This window comes from Streptomyces asoensis, assembly GCF_013085465.1.
Classification (GTDB): domain Bacteria; phylum Actinomycetota; class Actinomycetes; order Streptomycetales; family Streptomycetaceae; genus Streptomyces; species Streptomyces cacaoi_A.
Window position 1 is genome coordinate 4,592,866 of sequence record NZ_CP049838.1, and the last position, 16,258, is coordinate 4,609,123.

At 72.6% G+C, this 16,258-nt stretch carries 14 protein-coding genes; 5 read left to right on the forward strand and 9 right to left on the reverse strand.

Translation table 11 applies throughout. From position 1 onward, the window contains the following. Positions 1–17 precede the first annotated feature (17 nt). Both G9272_RS20430 and G9272_RS20435 read left to right on the forward strand, forming a co-directional pair. Positions 18–788 carry an ABC transporter ATP-binding protein gene (locus G9272_RS20430; protein WP_171397932.1) on the forward strand — a complete coding sequence of 257 codons (771 nt, stop codon included), beginning with the start codon at positions 18–20 and terminating at the stop codon, positions 786–788. Further along, a complete protein-coding gene (locus G9272_RS20435; RefSeq protein ID WP_171397933.1) occupies positions 785–2,392 on the forward strand; it encodes a transporter in 1,608 nt (535 codons plus the stop codon). The genes G9272_RS20430 and G9272_RS20435 overlap by 4 nt, the downstream gene beginning before the upstream one ends. 189 nt (positions 2,393–2,581) lie before the next feature. Here the strand turns inward: G9272_RS20435 and G9272_RS20440 are convergent, their stop codons facing one another. Together G9272_RS20440 and G9272_RS20445 are read right to left on the reverse strand one after the other, a co-directional pair. Continuing rightward, the gene (locus tag G9272_RS20440; RefSeq protein WP_171397934.1) at positions 2,582–3,538 is read right to left on the reverse strand and encodes an alpha/beta fold hydrolase; all 957 of its coding nucleotides are present in this window, start codon (positions 3,536–3,538) and stop codon (positions 2,582–2,584) included. Between the two features lie 519 nt (positions 3,539–4,057). Beyond that, positions 4,058–4,750, reverse strand: coding sequence for a metal-dependent transcriptional regulator (locus tag G9272_RS20445; RefSeq protein WP_020130217.1), 693 nt, complete (start codon positions 4,748–4,750; stop codon positions 4,058–4,060). Positions 4,751–5,020: 270 nt separating this feature from the next. On the opposite strand from G9272_RS20445, the gene G9272_RS20450 reads away from it, so the two are divergent. Beyond that, positions 5,021–5,776 (forward strand): SIS domain-containing protein, encoded by a 756-nt coding sequence (locus G9272_RS20450; RefSeq protein WP_171397935.1) that lies wholly within the window; start codon positions 5,021–5,023, stop codon positions 5,774–5,776. A 58-nt stretch (positions 5,777–5,834) separates the two neighbouring features. Here the strand turns inward: G9272_RS20450 and G9272_RS20455 are convergent, their stop codons facing one another. Then, positions 5,835–7,313 (reverse strand): PAS domain-containing protein, encoded by a 1,479-nt coding sequence (locus tag G9272_RS20455; protein WP_171397936.1) that lies wholly within the window; start codon positions 7,311–7,313, stop codon positions 5,835–5,837. A gap of 103 nt (positions 7,314–7,416) precedes the next feature. After that, positions 7,417–7,875, reverse strand: coding sequence for a GNAT family N-acetyltransferase (locus G9272_RS20460; RefSeq protein ID WP_171397937.1), 459 nt, complete (start codon positions 7,873–7,875; stop codon positions 7,417–7,419). 624 nt (positions 7,876–8,499) lie between these two features. Between G9272_RS20460 and G9272_RS20465 the strand changes: the two genes are divergently transcribed. Further along, a complete protein-coding gene (locus G9272_RS20465) occupies positions 8,500–9,516 on the forward strand; it encodes an isopenicillin N synthase family dioxygenase (RefSeq protein WP_171397938.1) in 1,017 nt (338 codons plus the stop codon). A 90-nt stretch (positions 9,517–9,606) separates the two neighbouring features. Here the strand turns inward: G9272_RS20465 and G9272_RS20470 are convergent, their stop codons facing one another. Continuing rightward, the gene (locus G9272_RS20470) at positions 9,607–10,707 is read right to left on the reverse strand and encodes a citrate synthase 2 (RefSeq protein WP_171397939.1); all 1,101 of its coding nucleotides are present in this window, start codon (positions 10,705–10,707) and stop codon (positions 9,607–9,609) included. Between the two features lie 398 nt (positions 10,708–11,105). On the opposite strand from G9272_RS20470, the gene pdxH reads away from it, so the two are divergent. Beyond that, the gene (gene pdxH, locus G9272_RS20475; protein WP_171397940.1) at positions 11,106–11,786 is read left to right on the forward strand and encodes a pyridoxamine 5'-phosphate oxidase; all 681 of its coding nucleotides are present in this window, start codon (positions 11,106–11,108) and stop codon (positions 11,784–11,786) included. Between the two features lie 242 nt (positions 11,787–12,028). Here the strand turns inward: pdxH and G9272_RS20480 are convergent, their stop codons facing one another. From G9272_RS20480 to G9272_RS20495, 4 genes are read right to left on the reverse strand one after another with little or no spacing between them, the layout of a single operon-like run. Next, positions 12,029–12,706, reverse strand: coding sequence for a TetR/AcrR family transcriptional regulator (locus G9272_RS20480; RefSeq protein WP_253267869.1), 678 nt, complete (start codon positions 12,704–12,706; stop codon positions 12,029–12,031). Further along, positions 12,694–13,440, reverse strand: coding sequence for an enoyl-CoA hydratase family protein (locus G9272_RS20485; protein WP_171397941.1), 747 nt, complete (start codon positions 13,438–13,440; stop codon positions 12,694–12,696). Before G9272_RS20485 ends, G9272_RS20480 begins: the two co-directional genes overlap by 13 nt. Beyond that, positions 13,437–15,005 carry a 4-coumarate--CoA ligase family protein gene (locus G9272_RS20490; RefSeq protein ID WP_171397942.1) on the reverse strand — a complete coding sequence of 523 codons (1,569 nt, stop codon included), beginning with the start codon at positions 15,003–15,005 and terminating at the stop codon, positions 13,437–13,439. Before G9272_RS20490 ends, G9272_RS20485 begins: the two co-directional genes overlap by 4 nt. Positions 15,006–15,047: 42 nt before the next feature. Beyond that, complete coding sequence (locus G9272_RS20495) at positions 15,048–16,193, reverse strand: acyl-CoA dehydrogenase family protein (RefSeq protein ID WP_171397943.1); 1,146 nt, start codon at positions 16,191–16,193, stop codon at positions 15,048–15,050. Between the last annotated feature and the right edge of the window lie 65 nt (positions 16,194–16,258).

The following is a 16,258-nucleotide window of genomic DNA, read 5'->3' on the forward strand; positions in this document are numbered from 1 at the left end:
CACCGTAGGGTTCATGCATGACGTCCGTACGCGTGCGTAACCTCTGGAAGCGGTTCGGGCAGCAGGTCGCCGTCGCCGGGATCGATCTCGATCTGCCGTCCGGGAAGTTCATCGGGCTCGTCGGGCCGAACGGAGCCGGGAAGACCACGACCCTGTCGATGGTGACCGGGCTGTTGCGGCCCGATCAGGGGTCCGTCGAGGTCGTCGGGCACGACGTGTGGCGGGATCCCGTCGAGGTGAAGGCACGGATCGGCGTGCTGCCGGAGGGGCTGCGGCTGTTCGAGCGGCTGTCGGGGCGCGAACTCCTCGGCTACAGCGGGCGGTTGCGGGGGCTGCCTGGTCCCGAGGTCGACAAGCGGGCCACGCAGCTGCTCGACGTCCTCGATCTGGCCGGGGCCCAGCACAAGCTCGTCGTCGACTACTCGACCGGCATGCGCAAGAAGATCGGGCTCGCGGCCGCACTGCTGCACAACCCCGAAGTGCTCTTCCTCGACGAGCCGTTCGAGGGCGTCGACCCGGTGTCCGCGCAGATCATCCGGGGAGTGCTGGAGCGGTACACCGCGTCCGGGGCGACGGTCGTCTTCTCCTCCCATGTCATGGAGCTCGTCGAGTCGCTGTGCGACTGGGTGGCGGTGCTGGCGGCGGGGCGGATCCGGGCGCACGGGACGCTGGAGGAGGTGCGGGGTTCGGCCCCCTCCTTGCAGCAGGCGTTCCTCGAACTCGTCGGGGCACAGGGCCGGGACACCGGTTCCGACCTCGACTGGCTGGGCGGCGGGGCGGCCCGGTGAGCGAGCCGACCTCCCCACCGGGCCTCGTCCCCACCGTCGTACGGCTGAAGCTGTCGCTGCTGCGCAACGGGCTGCGGCAGTCGGGTGGGCGGCGGGCCGCGTACGTCGCCTCCGCCCTCGTCACGCTGCTGTTCGCCGCGCTTCAGCTGCTCGGGCTGATCGCGTTGCGCGGGCACGACCACGCGGAGTCGCTGGTGGTGCTGCTCGCGGCGGTGCTGGGTCTGGGCTGGGCGGTGATGCCGCTGTTCTTCCCCAGCGGTGACGAGACCCTGGACCCGACCCGGCTGGTGATGCTGCCGCTGCGGCCCCGGCCGCTGGTGCGGGCGCTGCTGGCGGCCTCGCTGGTGGGCATCGGGCCGCTGTTCACACTGCTGATGCTGGTGGGGTCGGTGGTGTCCGTGGCGCACGGGGCCGCCGCGTGGGCGGTGGGCGTGCTCGCCGTCGCCCTCGGGCTGCTGGTGTGCGTGGCGCTCGCCCGGGCCGTGGCCGCCGCCAACATCCGGCTGCTGACCAGCCGTAAGGGACGCGACCTCGCGGTGCTGAGCGGGCTGGTCATCGCGATCGGGGCGCAGGTCGTCAACTTCGGGGCACAGCGGCTCGGGACGTCCGGTCTCGGGCAGCTCGATCCGGCGGCGGACGTGCTGCGCTGGCTGCCGCCCGCCTCGGCGATCGGCGCGGTGGACTCGGTGAGCGAGGGCGCGTACGGGGTCGCCGCCGCGCAGATCGCCGTCAGCGCGGGCGCGTTGGTGCTGCTGGTGCGGGTGTGGACGCGGAGTCTGACCAGATTGATGATCTCGCCCGACGGTTCCACCCTCCAGGCGGCCGAGCCGGCCGCGCGGGAACGGCGGAGCTCGGCGGGGCTCGGGCGGCTGCTGCCGGGCGGGCGCACCGGCACCGTGATGGAGCGCGGTCTGCGCTACATCTGGCGCGACCCGAAGACGAAGGCGGCCTGGGTGACGTCGCTGGCCATCGGGCTGATCGTGCCCGTCTTCAACGCCTTGCAGGGCACCGGCTCGATCTACTTCGCCTGTTTCGCCGCCGGGATGCTCGGCATCCAGATGTACAACCAGTTCGGGCAGGACACGTCCGCGTTCTGGATGGTCGCGATGACGATCTCCTCGCGCCGGGACGCGTACGTCGAGCTGCGCGCGCGGGCGCTGGCCCTGCTGCTGATCACTCTGCCGTACGCGACGCTGGTGACCGTGCTGACGACGGCGATGCTCGGCGACTGGTCGAAGCTGCCCGAGGCGCTGGGGCTGTCCCTCGCGCTGCTCGGCGCGATGCTGGCGACGGGCGCCTGGACCTCGGCCCGCTTCCCCTACTCGATTCCGCAGGAGGGCTACAAGAACGTCGCCCCCGGTCAGGCCGGTCTCGCCTGGATCGCGATCTTCGGCGGGATGGTCTCGGCGGCCCTGCTGTGCGCGCCCGTCATCGCGGTGACGATCTGGCTGCACGTCACCGAGGGCGGGGACTCCTGGACCTGGCTGCTGCTGCCGGGGGGCGCGGTGTACGGCGCGGCAATCACGCTGCTGGGACTGCGCCTGGCCGCTCCCCGGACGGCGACGCGCCTCCCGGAGATCCTGACGGCGGTGAGCAAGGGCTGACCTCCTGACCCCCTGACCCCCTGACCTCCTGACCCCCTGACCCCCTGACCCCCGAGGGTGACCGGACCACGGCCTCGGAGGGCTTCGGCGGGCTTCGGCGGGCGTCAGGAGGCTCCCGCGGACCCGCAGGGGCCCCAGGGTGCCTCAGGTGCCTCAGGTGCCTCAGGTGCCTCAGGTGCCTCAGGTGCCTCAGGAGGCTTCGGGAGTGAGTACGGCGTCGAGGAAGGGTTCGATCGCCGTGCGCCATCCCTCCGGCTGGTCGTAGTGCACGAGGTGCCCGGCGTCGGCGACCTCCGCGTACGCGCCGCGCGGCAGGACCCGCACCATCTCCTGGGCCTCGGCGCGGCCGAGCTCGCCGTCCAGGCCACGCACCACCAACGCCGGGCACCGGACCTGGGTGAGCTCCTCCCAGTGCGCGTCGTAGACCCAGGTCTCGCGGGACTTGAGCATCTGCTCGGGCTCGAAGACGGGACGCCAGCCGTCCGGCGACTCGTGCATCACCTCGGCGTAGAACTCGCCCCGGGACGGGTTCGGGCGCTCCACCCAGGGGTCGTCCTCGCCGAACCACTTGCGGACGTCGGCGAGCGTGGCGAAGGGGGCCGGCCAGGACTTGAACCAGTCGCCCCACTCGCGCTGCGAGGCCGCTCCCAGCGCGGAGGCCCGCATGTCGCAGATGATCAGGCCCTGCACCAGGTCGGGGCGCTTGGCGGCGAGCTGCCACGCGGTGAGCGCGCCCATGGCGTGGCCGATGAGGACGGCCGGGGCGAGGCCGAGCTGCTCCAGGGCGGCCTCCGCGTCCTCGACATAGGCCTCGCGGGTGAAGGCGGCCTCGGGCGACTTCGCGCTCTGGCCGTGGCCGCGCTGGTCGAGGGCGACCGCGCGGTGCCGCTCGGAGAGCCAGCGGGCGGTGGACGCCCAGTGCGAGGCCCGGCCCATCAGACCATGCAGTAACAGGACGCCCGGCCTGCTTCCGGCGCCGTTCTCGATGGGCTCGGCGGGTCGGCCCCCCGCCCGCTTCCGCACGGACTGGACCGGAATCACGGGCTCCGTCACCGCTTTCGCCGGGTCGCCCTTGGGCGGGTCACCGAACTCCCAGGCCGCCAGGCGTACGCCGCCCGCCCCGGTCACGTCGATGCGTCGCGCCATAGGTCCTGGCACCCCCCTAGCCGTCATACCGCTGCGCTTCCGATGCCTTCGTACTGCCTTCAATCACCCGCAGGCTATCGAATGGCCTTTCGAGAAATGCACTCTCCGCGCACAACACCCCTCGTTCGAGTGACCACCCTCAAGGAATGATCGCCGCTGCCGAGGGGAGACCTTCAACGGGAGGCGGACCGCTCGGGGAAATCGGTCCGAGGGGAATGACCCTGAGAGCTCGGGGCTCCGGGTCAGTACAGGGGAGGACAGGCCCCGGTGCCATACGGCACCGGGGCTCTCCACTGCTCCGCGGCACGGCATCCGGCCCCCCTCAGGTCATATGCCCCACGCGACAGCCTGGCACGTGAAGCGCCGGAGCGCTGCGATTCGACACAGGGAATCTGCGATTCGACGAGATCGACGGAACACCCCAACTTCCCCACGCTCCCCAGGAGTTGAACAATGCTCAGCGTTTCGGCGACGACCGGCGGTCGCCCCGACGACGTCCCGCGCCCGCCCGGACGGAGCTCAGCGCTTCGCGACGAACACGTGGGACGCGACGTCCGACTCCAGCTCGGCCGCCTCGCCGCCGCTGCCCACCAGGACACCGCCCGCCGACTCCGTCACGCTCACCACCGAACCGGGCTGCACGCCCGCGCGGCGCAGCGTGTACATCAGCTGCGCGTCCGTCTGGATCGGCTCGCCGATCCGGCGTACGACGACCGTCTTGCCCTCCAGGCCCGGGTCGAGGTCGGCCAGCGAGACCATGCCCTCGTCCAGGAACGGGTCGGCGCCGTCCTTCTCGCCCAGCTCCTCCAGGCCCGGGATCGGGTTGCCGTACGGCGACTCGGTCGGGTGCCGCAGCAGCTCCAGCACGCGACGCTCGACGGCCTCGCTCATCACGTGCTCCCAGCGACAGGCCTCGGCGTGCACCTGCTCCCACTCCAGGCCGATCACGTCGACGAGGAGACACTCGGCGAGGCGGTGCTTGCGCATCACGCGCGTGGCCAGCCGGCGGCCCTCGTCGGTGAGCTCGAGGTGTCGGTCGCTGGCCACGGAGACCAGACCGTCGCGCTCCATGCGCGCCACCGTCTGGCTGACCGTCGGCCCGCTCTGGTCGAGGCGTTCGGCGATCCGGGCACGCATGGGCACCACGCCTTCCTCTTCCAGCTCGAGGATGGTGCGGAGATACATCTCCGTGGTGTCGATCAGTCCGGACATGTGTGCCCCTCGATTAGCTCTGCCGGCTCTGCCGAAGGCTGAACGGCTCTCCGACGCGTGCGCTGGCCCTGGAGTCAATTCTGCCGGATACCACTGACAAGCGTGCCGCGCCGTTGAAACGAGGCGGTTACATCGGGGCGCGCGCGCCGACCGCGAGGCCGGCCGACACCCCGGCCGCCCCACCGCCACCGGGCGTATTGACAGCGCACTGGTCCAGACCGCACGGTGATCCGCGACACGGACACCCGCTACGGCAAAGGGGCCCTTCGGATGAGCGACCGCAAGCTCGCCGCCCAGTTCTTCGACGCCGCGATCGCCCTGCTCCAGCGGGCCCGCGACGAGGAGGCCGACTCCGTCGAGGCCGCCGGCACGCTCCTCGCCGACACCGTGGCCGCCGGTGGCCGGCTCTTCGCCTTCGGCGCCGGTCACTCCTCCCTCGCCGCCCAGGACGTCGTCTACCGCGCGGGCGGCCTCGCCCTGATGAACCTCCTCGCGGTCCCGGGCGTGGTCGGCGTCGACGTCACCCCCGCCACCCTCGGCTCCGCCCTGGAGCGCGTCGACGGCCTCGCGAGCGCCGTCCTGAACACCTCGCCCCTGCGCGCGGGCGACGCCCTCGTCGTCATCTCGCTGTCCGGCCGCAACGCCCTGCCCGTGGAGATGGCCCAGAACGCCCGTGCCCTGGGCGTCCGGGTCATCGGCCTGACGTCGGTGGCCTACGCCTCGGAGACGACGTCCCGGCACGTCTCCGGAACCTTCCTGAAGGACCACTGCGACGTCGTCCTCGACTCGAAGATCGCGGTGGGCGACGCCGAGCTCACCCTCGACACCGTCCCCGCGCCCTTCGCCCCCGCCTCCACGGTCGTCACCTCGGCCCTCCTCCAGGCCGTGATGGCCACCGCGGCCGGCGTCCTCGCCGAGCGCGGCATCGAGCCCCCGCTGCTGCGCTCCGGCAACGTCGACGGCGGCCACGACTGGAACGGGCGGATCATGGAGGAGTACCGGGACCGGATCTTCTACCGCCACTGAACCGGCGCCACCGCCACCCGGCGGCGCGACCGACGGACCGACCACCCGACCGCGCGGGTCAGGCGCCTTCGCCCCGGCGCGCCGCGTCGGCCGCCCCGGTCAGATCGGCGAGGTCCAGCGCCGCGGCTATCCGGACGGCGACATCCTCGGCGTAGGTCGCGTCGGAACGCTCGAAGGCCGTGCGGCCACCGCCGCGGAGGAACGTCACGGCACCCAGGGTGCGGCCCCGGCTGCGCAGCACCGCGCACAAGGCGTGCACCGTGTCGTCGGGCCACAGGCGCGCCCGGGCCCACTCCCGCGCCTCGTCGGCCGGCGCGGAGCCCACCCCGGCCCGCACCGAACCGGCCCGCGCCACGCACTGGAGCGCCGGGTGCGCCTCGCCGTAGCGGACGGGCAGGCCCCGGTGTCCGGTGAGCGCGCTGGGACCCGGCCCGCCCGACGGGGTGGCCGCGACCCGCATCAGCCGCAGCGGCCCGGCCCCCTCCGCGTCGGCCGAGGCGCCGCCCATCACCCGGTCGACCAGGGCGTGGTCGGCGAACCCGGCGAGCGCGAAGTCGAGGTGCACGGTGGCCGCCTCGGCGGGGTCCTCGCACTCGGCGGCCGCGCGGGCGGCCCGGTGCAGCTGGTTGGCGCGGAAGCGCAGCAGCGAGGCCTCCTGCTCGCCCTGCTTGGCCTCCGTGACGTCCTGGAAGATCCAGCCGACCCCGAGGGGCACCGGCTCCTCGGCGAGCGGCGAGGCGAGCCGCAGGAAGCCGCTGCGCCAGCAGCGCCGCTTCTCGCCCTCCGGGGTGCGCACCCCGACCCACAGCTCGGCGGGGGCCGGCGGAGCGCCCTCGGCGAGGACGTGCGTCAGCGCGTTCTCCAGCTCCTCGACGCCCCGGGTGAGCAGATCGCCCAGGGGGCGGCCCAGGGCGGCCGTACGGCCCGTGCCGAGCGCACGGGCGGCGTGCGCGTTGACGACGGCGGGGCGCAGGTCGGCGTCGACCAGGACGACCCCCCAGGAGGCGTCGTCGAAGAGGGCCTCGCTGAGCGCGATGGAGCGCTCCAGGTCGATCTGGGCGTGCACCTCGCTGAACGCGAAGTACAGCCCCGCGGGTTTGCCGTCGGGTCCGCGCACGGCGGCGGACTGGCTGCGTACGAGGACGCGGCCGCCGTCCTTGGTCAGCAGGGCGAACTCGTGGACCTGGCGGCCCGGCGCGTGCATGGCGGACATCAGCCGCCCCTCGATGTCCTCGGCGTCGGCCTCACGCACGGCCCATCCGGCGAAGCCGTGCCGGCCGACCGCCTCGGCGGCGCTCCAGCCGAGGATGCGCTCGGCCTCGCGGTTCCAGTGGGTGACGATGCCGTCGCCGTCGAACGCGCAGAGCGCCGCGTCCATGCCGTCGAGCAGCGCGGCGAGCAGATCGGTGCCGTCCGGGCCGACCGGACCGACCGGCGTCTCCGCGCCTTCCGGGGGCGTGGGGCCGTCGCCGCCCGACCGCTCGGGCTCGTCCGGCCCCAGCTCGTCGGTGGTCCCACTACGTCGGGAAGCACTCACCTGGACCCCCTGCAGGTTCGCTCACTTGCCCTCATTCAACTCGAACGTGACGCAGCCCACATATGGTTCCCGCAAGATTGCAGAGGAATCGTTGTACCGCGCCCTAGTCATGGCGGGGCAGGAGCCGCAGGTCGACCCATTCCGCCGTCCCGCCGTCGAGCACGTACCGCTCGACCTCGACGAAACCGCGCGCCCGCGCGAACCGCAGGCCGTCCTCGTTGACGGCCAGCACGCATGTCTCGACCACCCGGGCGCCGAGCACGCGCGCGTGGGCGAGAGCGTGGTCGTACAGGGCGGCGCCGTGGCCGCGCCCCCGGTACGCGGGCAGCACGCGCGCGATGACGGTCGCCACCGCCTCGTCGCCCTCGGGCGGCCGCACGGTCGAGCAGCCGACGAGGACGTCACCGACGTAGGCGTTCTCCAGCCGGTAGCGCCCCGCGCGCTCGCGCACCTCGTCGAGGGACATCGCGGCCGGCGGCACGATCGTGTTGTGGACGTGCCGCCACTGTTCGAGCGCGGTCTCACCGGCCACGACCTCGGTGCGCAGACGAAGATCAGTCACGCGAGCAGGGAATCGTTTTCCGGGTCCGCCGAGTCAACATCCCAGAAAAACACTTGAGCGACCGGAGATGGGTTCCTAGGGTGTGGCGTACCGAAGGAAAGGAGGTGGTCCGAAGCATGTATGCACACCGGACGTCGGAGGTGGCTGCGGGCTAGTGGCCCGTCGCCCACTGAGTGCGGTGCCGGACCAGCGTGTGTGAGTTGCACGCAACCGGCCAATTCAACGCAGTCACCCGACCCGCGAGTCGCCGGTACGTCCGGCCGGCCCTCCTGAGCGAGGACCAGACTCGCGGGTCGCCTGCTTTTCCGGGCCTCCGCTTTCCGGCCCGCCGCTTCCGGGCCCTCCGCTTTCCCGGCCCCCCGTCCGCAGGGTTTGCGGGGCGTGATCCGCGCCACGTACGGATCTTTCGTCAGGCAGTACCCTGGGCGCATGCTTTCGCTCGTTCGACGCCGCCACGTGGACTACGTCCGCGTCACGAGCATGGGCTGTCGACGCTCCCTCTGAGTTTCCAGCCCCTTCCGCGGTTCCCATCCGCCTGCGTTCCCCCTCCCTCTTGCCCACTTGGCACCCGTGCGCCGCCCCACCCACAGCGGCGGCCGGGCCCCGTACACCTGCGGACGTACCATGACGAACCCGTCGTACCAGCAACTGCCGATCATCGATCTCTCCGCCGCCGACCGCGGTCCCCGGGCGCGGGCGCTGTTGCACGCTCAGCTGCACAGTGCCGCGCACGACGTGGGGTTCTTCCAGCTGGTCGGGCACGGGGTCGGTGAGCGGGAGACCGGCGAGCTGCTGTCCGCCATGCGGGCCTTCTTCGCGCTGCCCGAGGCCGAGCGGCTCGCCATCGACAACGTGAACTCGCCGCACTTCCGCGGCTACACGCGGACCGGTGACGAGCGGACCGGCGGGCGGCAGGACTGGCGGGACCAGCTCGACATAGGGGCCGAGCGGCCCGCCCGGACACCCGGGCCCGACGAGCCCGCCTACTGGTGGCTGGAGGGGCCCAACCAGTGGCCCGCCGGGCTGCCGGCGCTGCGGACCGCCGCGCTCGCGTGGATCGAGCGGCTGAGCGCCGTCGCCGAGAAGCTGCTGCACGAGCTGCTCACCTCGATCGGGGCGCCCGTCGACTTCTACGACCAGGCTTTCGGGGAGCGGGCGCATCCGCATCTGAAGCTCGTGCGGTATCCGGGAAGCGCGGGCGACGGCACTGGTCAGGGCGTCGGCGCGCACAAGGACTACGGGTTTTTGACGCTGCTGCTCCAGGACCGGGTCGGCGGGCTCCAGGTACAGCGCGCGGACGGGCTGTTCCATGACGTCCCACCGCTGCCGGGCGCCTTCGTCGTCAACCTGGGCGAGCTGCTGGAGGTGGCGACCAACGGGTATCTCGTGGCCACCAACCACCGGGTCGTGTCGCCGCCGAGCGCCGTCGAGCGGTTCTCCGTGCCCTTCTTCTACAACCCCCGTCTGGACGCCCGCGTCGAGCCGCTGCCCTTCCCGCACGCCTCCGCCGCGCCCGGCGTGACCGACGACCCGGCCAACCCGCTCTTCGCCGAGTACGGCTTCAACGAGCTGAAGGGCAAGCTGCGGGCCCACCCCCTGGTGGCCGAACGGCATCACGCGGAGCTGCTCAGCCCCGCGTGATGCCGCGTGTGATCCCGCGTGTGATCCCGCGTGTGACGCCTGTGGATGCCGCCCGTGGTCCCGTGTTTCGTCGGCCGGGCCGGGGCCGTCCTAGCCGCTGATGTCCCCGTAGCCCTCGATCTCCCGAGGGTTGCGGGAGCCCGGGCCGATGTAGCGGGCCGACGGGCGGACCAGGCGGCCGGTGCGCTTCTGCTCCAGGATGTGCGCCGACCAGCCCGCCGTGCGGGCGCAGGTGAACATCGAGGTGAACATGTGCGCCGGGACCTCGGCGAAGTCCAGGATGATGGCCGCCCAGAACTCGACGTTCGTCGCCAGGACCCGGTCGGGGCGGCGGGCGTGGAGCTCCGCGAGGGCCGCCTTCTCCAGGGCTTCGGCGATCTCGAAGCGGGGCGCGCCCAACTCGCGGGCCGTACGGCGCAGCACGCGCGCGCGTGGGTCCTCGGCGCGGTAGACGCGGTGGCCGAAGCCCATGAGCCGCTCACCCTTGTCGAGGGCCTGTTTGACGTACGCCTCCGCGTCCCCGGTCCGCTCGATCTCCTCGATCATGCCGAGGACGCGGGAGGGGGCGCCGCCGTGCAGCGGGCCCGACATGGCTCCCACGGCGCCGGACAGGGCGGCGGCGACGTCGGCACCTGTCGAGGCGATCACGCGTGCCGTGAACGTGGACGCGTTCATGCCGTGCTCGGCGGCCGACGTCCAGTAGGCGTCGACCGCGGCCACGTGCTTGGGGTCCGGCTCGCCGCGCCAGCGGATCATGAACCGCTCGACGACGGACTGAGCCTTGTCGATCTCCCGCTGCGGGACCATCGGTCGGCCCTGGCCGCGCGCCGACTGGGCGACGTAGGAGAGGGCCATGACGGCGGCGCGGGCGAGGTCCGCGCGGGCCTGCTCGGCATCGATGTCGAGAAGGGGCTTGAGGCCCCAGACGGGCGCGAGCATGGCGAGCGCGGACTGCACGTCGACGCGGATGTCGCCGGAGTGGACGGGGATCGGGAACGGCTCGGCGGGCGGCAGCCCGGGGTTGAAGGCGCCGTCGACGAGCAGGCCCCAGACGTTGCCGAAGGAAACATGACCGACCAGGTCCTCGATGTCGACGCCCCGGTACCGCAGGGCGCCGCCCTCCTTGTCGGGTTCGGCGATCTCCGTCTCGAACGCGACGACTCCTTCGAGTCCGGGTACGAAGTCGGACATCGGGCGGCTCCTCGTGATGTGTGCGACGGGATGTGCGGGACGGAAGGTGTGAAACGAAGGGTGTGGGACGGGATGTGTGGGGCGGAAGGTGGGGGGGCGGGACGGGTGCGGCGGGTCGTGGGGGACAACGGGTGTGCGACGGGCGTGCGACGGGCGGCGCCGGAGGCTCCACGGTCCTGTGCACCTCGGGTGCGAGGACTCGCGGTCCTGGGCGGTACTCCACTGATGCCCCGTGCGGCCGTCGGTCACCCGACCGGCACCCCACCGGGGACGGGACGGCGGCGCCGGGTGCCTCTGCACCATATCTCCGAGTGCCACCTTTGGGGAGTGGTCGCGGCACTCAGTGCCACCTTTGGTGGGTCGGTCTGCGGCGGTGGGCCATACGGCAAGATGACCACGTGACCGACGCAGACGCCGTCTCCCCCGGCCCCGTCCCCGATCCCGCCGCCATGCGCAAGCAGTACCGGGCCGAGGGGCTCTCCGAGGCCGGGCTGGCCGCCACGCCCCTGGAGCAGTTCGCCCGCTGGTTCAAGGACGCGGCCGTCGAGGCCCATCTCTTCGAGCCGAACGCCATGGTCGTCTCCACCGCGGACGCCGAGGGCCGGCCCGGCTCCCGCACGGTGCTGCTGAAGCACTTCGACGAGCAGGGCTTCGTCTTCTACACCAACTACGACTCCCACAAGGCCCGCGACCTCGCCGAGAACCCGTACGTCTCGCTGCTCTTCCCCTGGCATCCGATGGCCCGGCAGGTCATCGTGCGGGGCGTGGCGCGGCGCACCGGGCGCGACGAGACCGCCGCGTACTTCCGGACCCGGCCGCACGGCTCGCAGCTCGGGGCCTGGGCCAGCGCCCAGTCCTCGGTGATCGCCACCCGCGCCGATCTCGACGCCTCCTACGCCGAGCTGGCGGCCCGCTACCCGGAGGGCGAGCAGGTGCCGGTGCCGCCGCACTGGGGCGGTTTCCGGGTGGCTCCGCAGTCGGTGGAGTTCTGGCAGGGCCGCCTGAACCGGCTGCACGACCGGCTGCGGTACGTGGCGGAGGCGGACGGGAGCTGGCGGGTGGAGCGGCTCAGCCCCTGACCGGACCGTCCCCTCGAGGGCTCAGACCTTGCCCGGCAGGAACGCCGTTCTGTGCCCGTCCAGGAACCGGGACACACGAGCGCGGAACTCCTCGCTGAGCCGGGCCAGTTCCAGAACTCGAAGCCGAGGTGGGCGGTGTCCCCCATACCCGCACCGTAACTGCGGCCACTGACAGCGGGGTCGGGGCCGCCGGGCAGGGAGGTCGGGCCGTCGGACCGGGGCGGAGGCCGTCGGCGGTGGGTTCAGCCGAGCGTGTCGTCCAGCAGCCCGGCCCACTGCGCCACCACTCGCTCGCGGCGCCCCGCGTCGTCGGTGAGGAGGTTGGCGAGGCCGAGGCCGCGGGCCATGTCCAGCAGGCCCTGGACGGTCTCGCGGACGCCGGGCGCGGACTCGTCGGCGCCCAGGAGCTCGACGGCTATGCGGTGGCTCTCACGGCCCACGCGGGCCTCCAGCTCGGTCACGCGCGGGCGCAGCTGCTCCTCGTTGGAGGCGGCCACCCACAGGTGCAGGGCGGCGCGGAAGAGGGGGCCGGTGTAGAGGCCCACGAGGGCGGTGACGACCGCGCGCCGGTCGCCCGTCGCGCCCTGCGGGAACAGCGCGCGCAACGCGTCCGAGCGCTCCTCGGCGACGTACTCGACGGCCGCGGTGAAGAGGTCCTCGCGGGTGGGGAAGTGGTGCTGGGCCGCGCCTCGGGAGACGCCCGCGCGTTCGGCGACGACGGAGACCGTGGAGCCCGCCCAGCCGCGTTCGGCGAGGCAGGCCACGGCGGCCGCCAGGAGCCGCTGCCGGGTGGCCCGGCTGCGGTCCTGCTTGGGCACCCGGTCACCCGGCCCGCGGTCACCCGGGGCACGGTCGGCGGGGGTGCGGTCGCCGGGGGTGCGGTCGTCCGGGGTGCGGTCGTCCGTGGTCACAACACCCATGGAGGATCCCGTCGTTCGAGGAAGGCCGTCATTCCCTCGCGGGCGTCGGGGCCGGCGAACAACGAGGCCGAGAGCCTGGTCATCTCGCCCGCGTCCTCGACGAAGGCCTCCAGCACCTTAGCCGTGAGCAGCTCCTTCGTCCTGGCCAGGGCCGTGGGTGCGGCCCGGCGCAGGCCGTCGAGGACGGGTGCGAGGGCCTCGTCCAGGTCGCCGTCGCCGGCCGACTGCGTGACGAGGCCGATCCGGGCCGCCTCGGCCGCGCCGAAGGTCTCGCCGGTGAGGCAGTAGCGGGCGAGGGCGCGCGGGTCGACGCGGGGCAGCAGCGGCAGCGAGATGACGGCGGGCGCGACCCCGATGCGCACCTCCGTGAACGCGAAGGTCGCCGCCCCCGAGGCGAGCGCGAGGTCGCAGGCGCCGAGCACGCCCAGACCGCCCGCCCGCACGTGCCCGGCGACCCGGGCCACCACGGGCTTGCGCAGCTCGAGGATCCGCCGGAGCAGCGCGGGCACCGCGTGGGGCGGCGGGGGGTCCTTCAGGTCGGCGCCCGCGCTGAAGGTGTTGCCGGTGTGGGTGAGGACGACGGCGCGTACGTCGTCGTCCTTGTCGCAGCTCCCGAGCGCGTCCGTCAGTTCGCTGACGAGGGCGCGCGAGAGGGCGTTGCGGGTGGTGGGCGAGTCGAGGCTGAGGGTCTCGACTCCTCGGACACGGGTCCGTCCGACCAGGGCGGTCGTCATGCACGCTCCCTCAGTTGGCGGCGCAGGATCTTTCCGGAGGCGGCGCGCGGCACGGCGTCGATGAAGGTGACCCGGCGGACGCGCTTGTAGGGGGCGACCCGCTCGGCGACGTACATCGCGATCTCTCCTTCGGAGAGGTCGGGTGACGTGGGCTGCCGGACCACGTACGCGTGCGGGACCTCGTTGCCGTCGTCGTTGTAGACGCCGATGACGGCCGCGTCCGCTATGCCGGGGTGGGTGAGCAGGAGGGCCTCGAGTTCGGCGGGGGCCACCTGGAAGCCCTTGTACTTGATCAGTTCCTTGACCCGGTCGACGACGAACAGCCAGCCGTCCGCGTCGACCCGCCCGACGTCGCCGGTGTGCAGCCAGCCGTCGCCGTCGATCATGTCGGCGGTGGCGTCGGGGCGCCCCAGGTAGCCCTTCATGATCTGCGGCCCCCGGATGAGGATCTCGCCGGCCTCGCCGGCCTCCAGGTCCTTGTCGGGGTCGTCGAGGGAGACGATCCGCATCTCGGTGCCGGCGATGAGCTTGCCGACGGTGCCGGCGGGGGCGTCCCGCATGGCGTCGAGCGGGACGACATGGGTGCCCGGGGAGAGTTCCGTCATGCCGTAGGCCTGGCCGACCGGGGGCAGGTTCAGGCGCCCGGAGCAGGCGGCGGCGAGGTCGGCGTCCAGGGGTGCGGCCGCGCTGACGACGTACCGCAGGGACGACAGGTCGTACCGGGTGACCGCCGGGTGCTTGGCGAGGGCGAGGACGATCGGCGGGGCCACGTACAGGCCGGTGATGCGGTGGTTCTGGATGGCCGCGAGGAAGCTCTCCAGGTCGAAGCGGGGCAGCACCACCACGGTGGCGCCCTGCCGCAGGGGCGCGTTCATCAGGGCGGTCAGGCCGTAGATGTGGAAGAAGGGCAGCACGGCGAGGATGCGGTCGCCGGGGCCCGCGGACATCGCCGACCGGAGCTGGGCGAGGTTGGTGGCGATCTGCCGGTGGGTGAGCATCACGCCCTTGGGGACGCCGGTGGTGCCGGAGGAGTACGGCAGGACCGCCACGTCTTCCACCGGGTCGATGTCCACCTGCGGTTCCGGGGCGGCCGAGGCGAGCATGTCGACGAGCGAGCGGTGCCCGGCGGCGGTGTCGCAGACGAAGATCTCCTCGACGCCGCCCGCGAGTTCGGCCGCCCGCCGGGCCGTCTGGAGCAGTGGGGAGACGGTGACGATCCAGCGGGCGGCGGAGTCGTCGAGCTGTTTGGCGAACTCCTCGGCGGTGGCGAGGGGGTGCACGGTGGTGACCGTGGCACCCGCGCGCGTGGCCGCGTAGAAGGCGAGCGGGAAGGCGACGGTGTTGGGGCTGTGCAGGGCCAGTACGTCGCCCTTGCCGACGCCGGCCTCGGCGAGCGCGGCGGCGAGCCGCCGGTGGAACCGGTCCACCTGGTCGTAGGTGAGCGTGGTGCCGTCCGTGCCGTCGACGAGCGCCGGCAGTTCGCCGAACTCGGCGGCGCGGCCCAGCACGGCCTCGTGGATGGGGAGTTCTACGGGCGGGACGTCTGCGAACTCGCTGCGGAACACGGTTCCTCCTCGCGCGCCGGACGCGACGGTTGCCGGCTGCGGTCAGTACGACTTGGGCAGACCCAGGGTCTGGTGGGAGACGTAGTTGAGAATCATCTCCCGGCTCACCGGGGCGATACGAGCCACCCGGGAGGCGGTTATCAGCGAGGCGAGGCCGAACTCGCGCGTGAGGCCGTTACCACCGAGGGTGTGCACGGACTGGTCGACCGCCTTCACACAGGCCTCGCCGGCGGCGTACTTGGCCATGTTGGCGGCCTCACCCGCGCCCGAGTCGTCCCCCGCGTCGTACAGCTGGGCCGCCTTCTGCATCATCAGGCGGGCCAGTTCGAGGTCGATGTGGGCCTGCGCGAGGGGGTGCGCGATGGCCTGGTGGGCGCCGATCGGGCTCTTCCAGACGGTGCGGTCGCGCGCGTACGCGATCGCCTTGGAGAGCGCGTGGCGGCCCATGCCGATCGCGAAGGCCGCCGTCATGATGCGCTCGGGGTTGAGTCCGGCGAAGAGCTGGAGCAGACCCGCGTCCTCGTCGCCGACGAGCGCCTCCGCCGGGAGCCGCACATCGTCCAGCACGAGCTCGAACTGCTTCTCCACGCTGTTCAGTTCCATGTCGATGCGGCGGCGGGAGAAGCCTTCGGCGTCGCGCGGGACGATGAACAGGCAGGGCTTGAGGCTGCCGGTGCGGGCGTCCTCGGTGCGGCCGACGATCAGAGTGGCGTCGGCGATGTCGACGCCGGAGACGAAGACCTTGCGGCCGGTCAGCAGCCAGTCGCCGCTCGCGGGGTCGCGGCGGGCGGTGGTGGTGATGCGATGGCTGTTGGAGCCGGCGTCGGGTTCGGTGATGCCGAAGGCCATGAGGCGGCTGCCGTCGGCCAGGGCGGGCAGCCACTCCCGCTTCTGGGCCTCGGTGCCGAAGCGGGCGATGACCGTGCCGCAGATCGCCGGGGAGACGATCATCATCAGGAGCGGGGCTCCCGCGGCGCCGAGCTCTTCGAGGACCAGGGAGAGCTCGGTGATGCCGCCGCCTCCGCCGCCGTACGCCTCCGGCAGGTTGACGCCGATGTAGCCGAGCTCGGCGGCTTCCTGCCAGAGGCCGCTCTTCTCGGAGTCGGAGTCGTGGGCGTGGCTCTTGGCGAAGGACGAGACGGCCGCGCGGAGTGCCTTGTGCTCGTCGGATTCGATCAGCGTGCTCAATGTGACTCCTTCGTCTGCGGGTTCGTCGTGGCTGTTCGCGCCCACGCGGGGCGCCGCATGGTGTG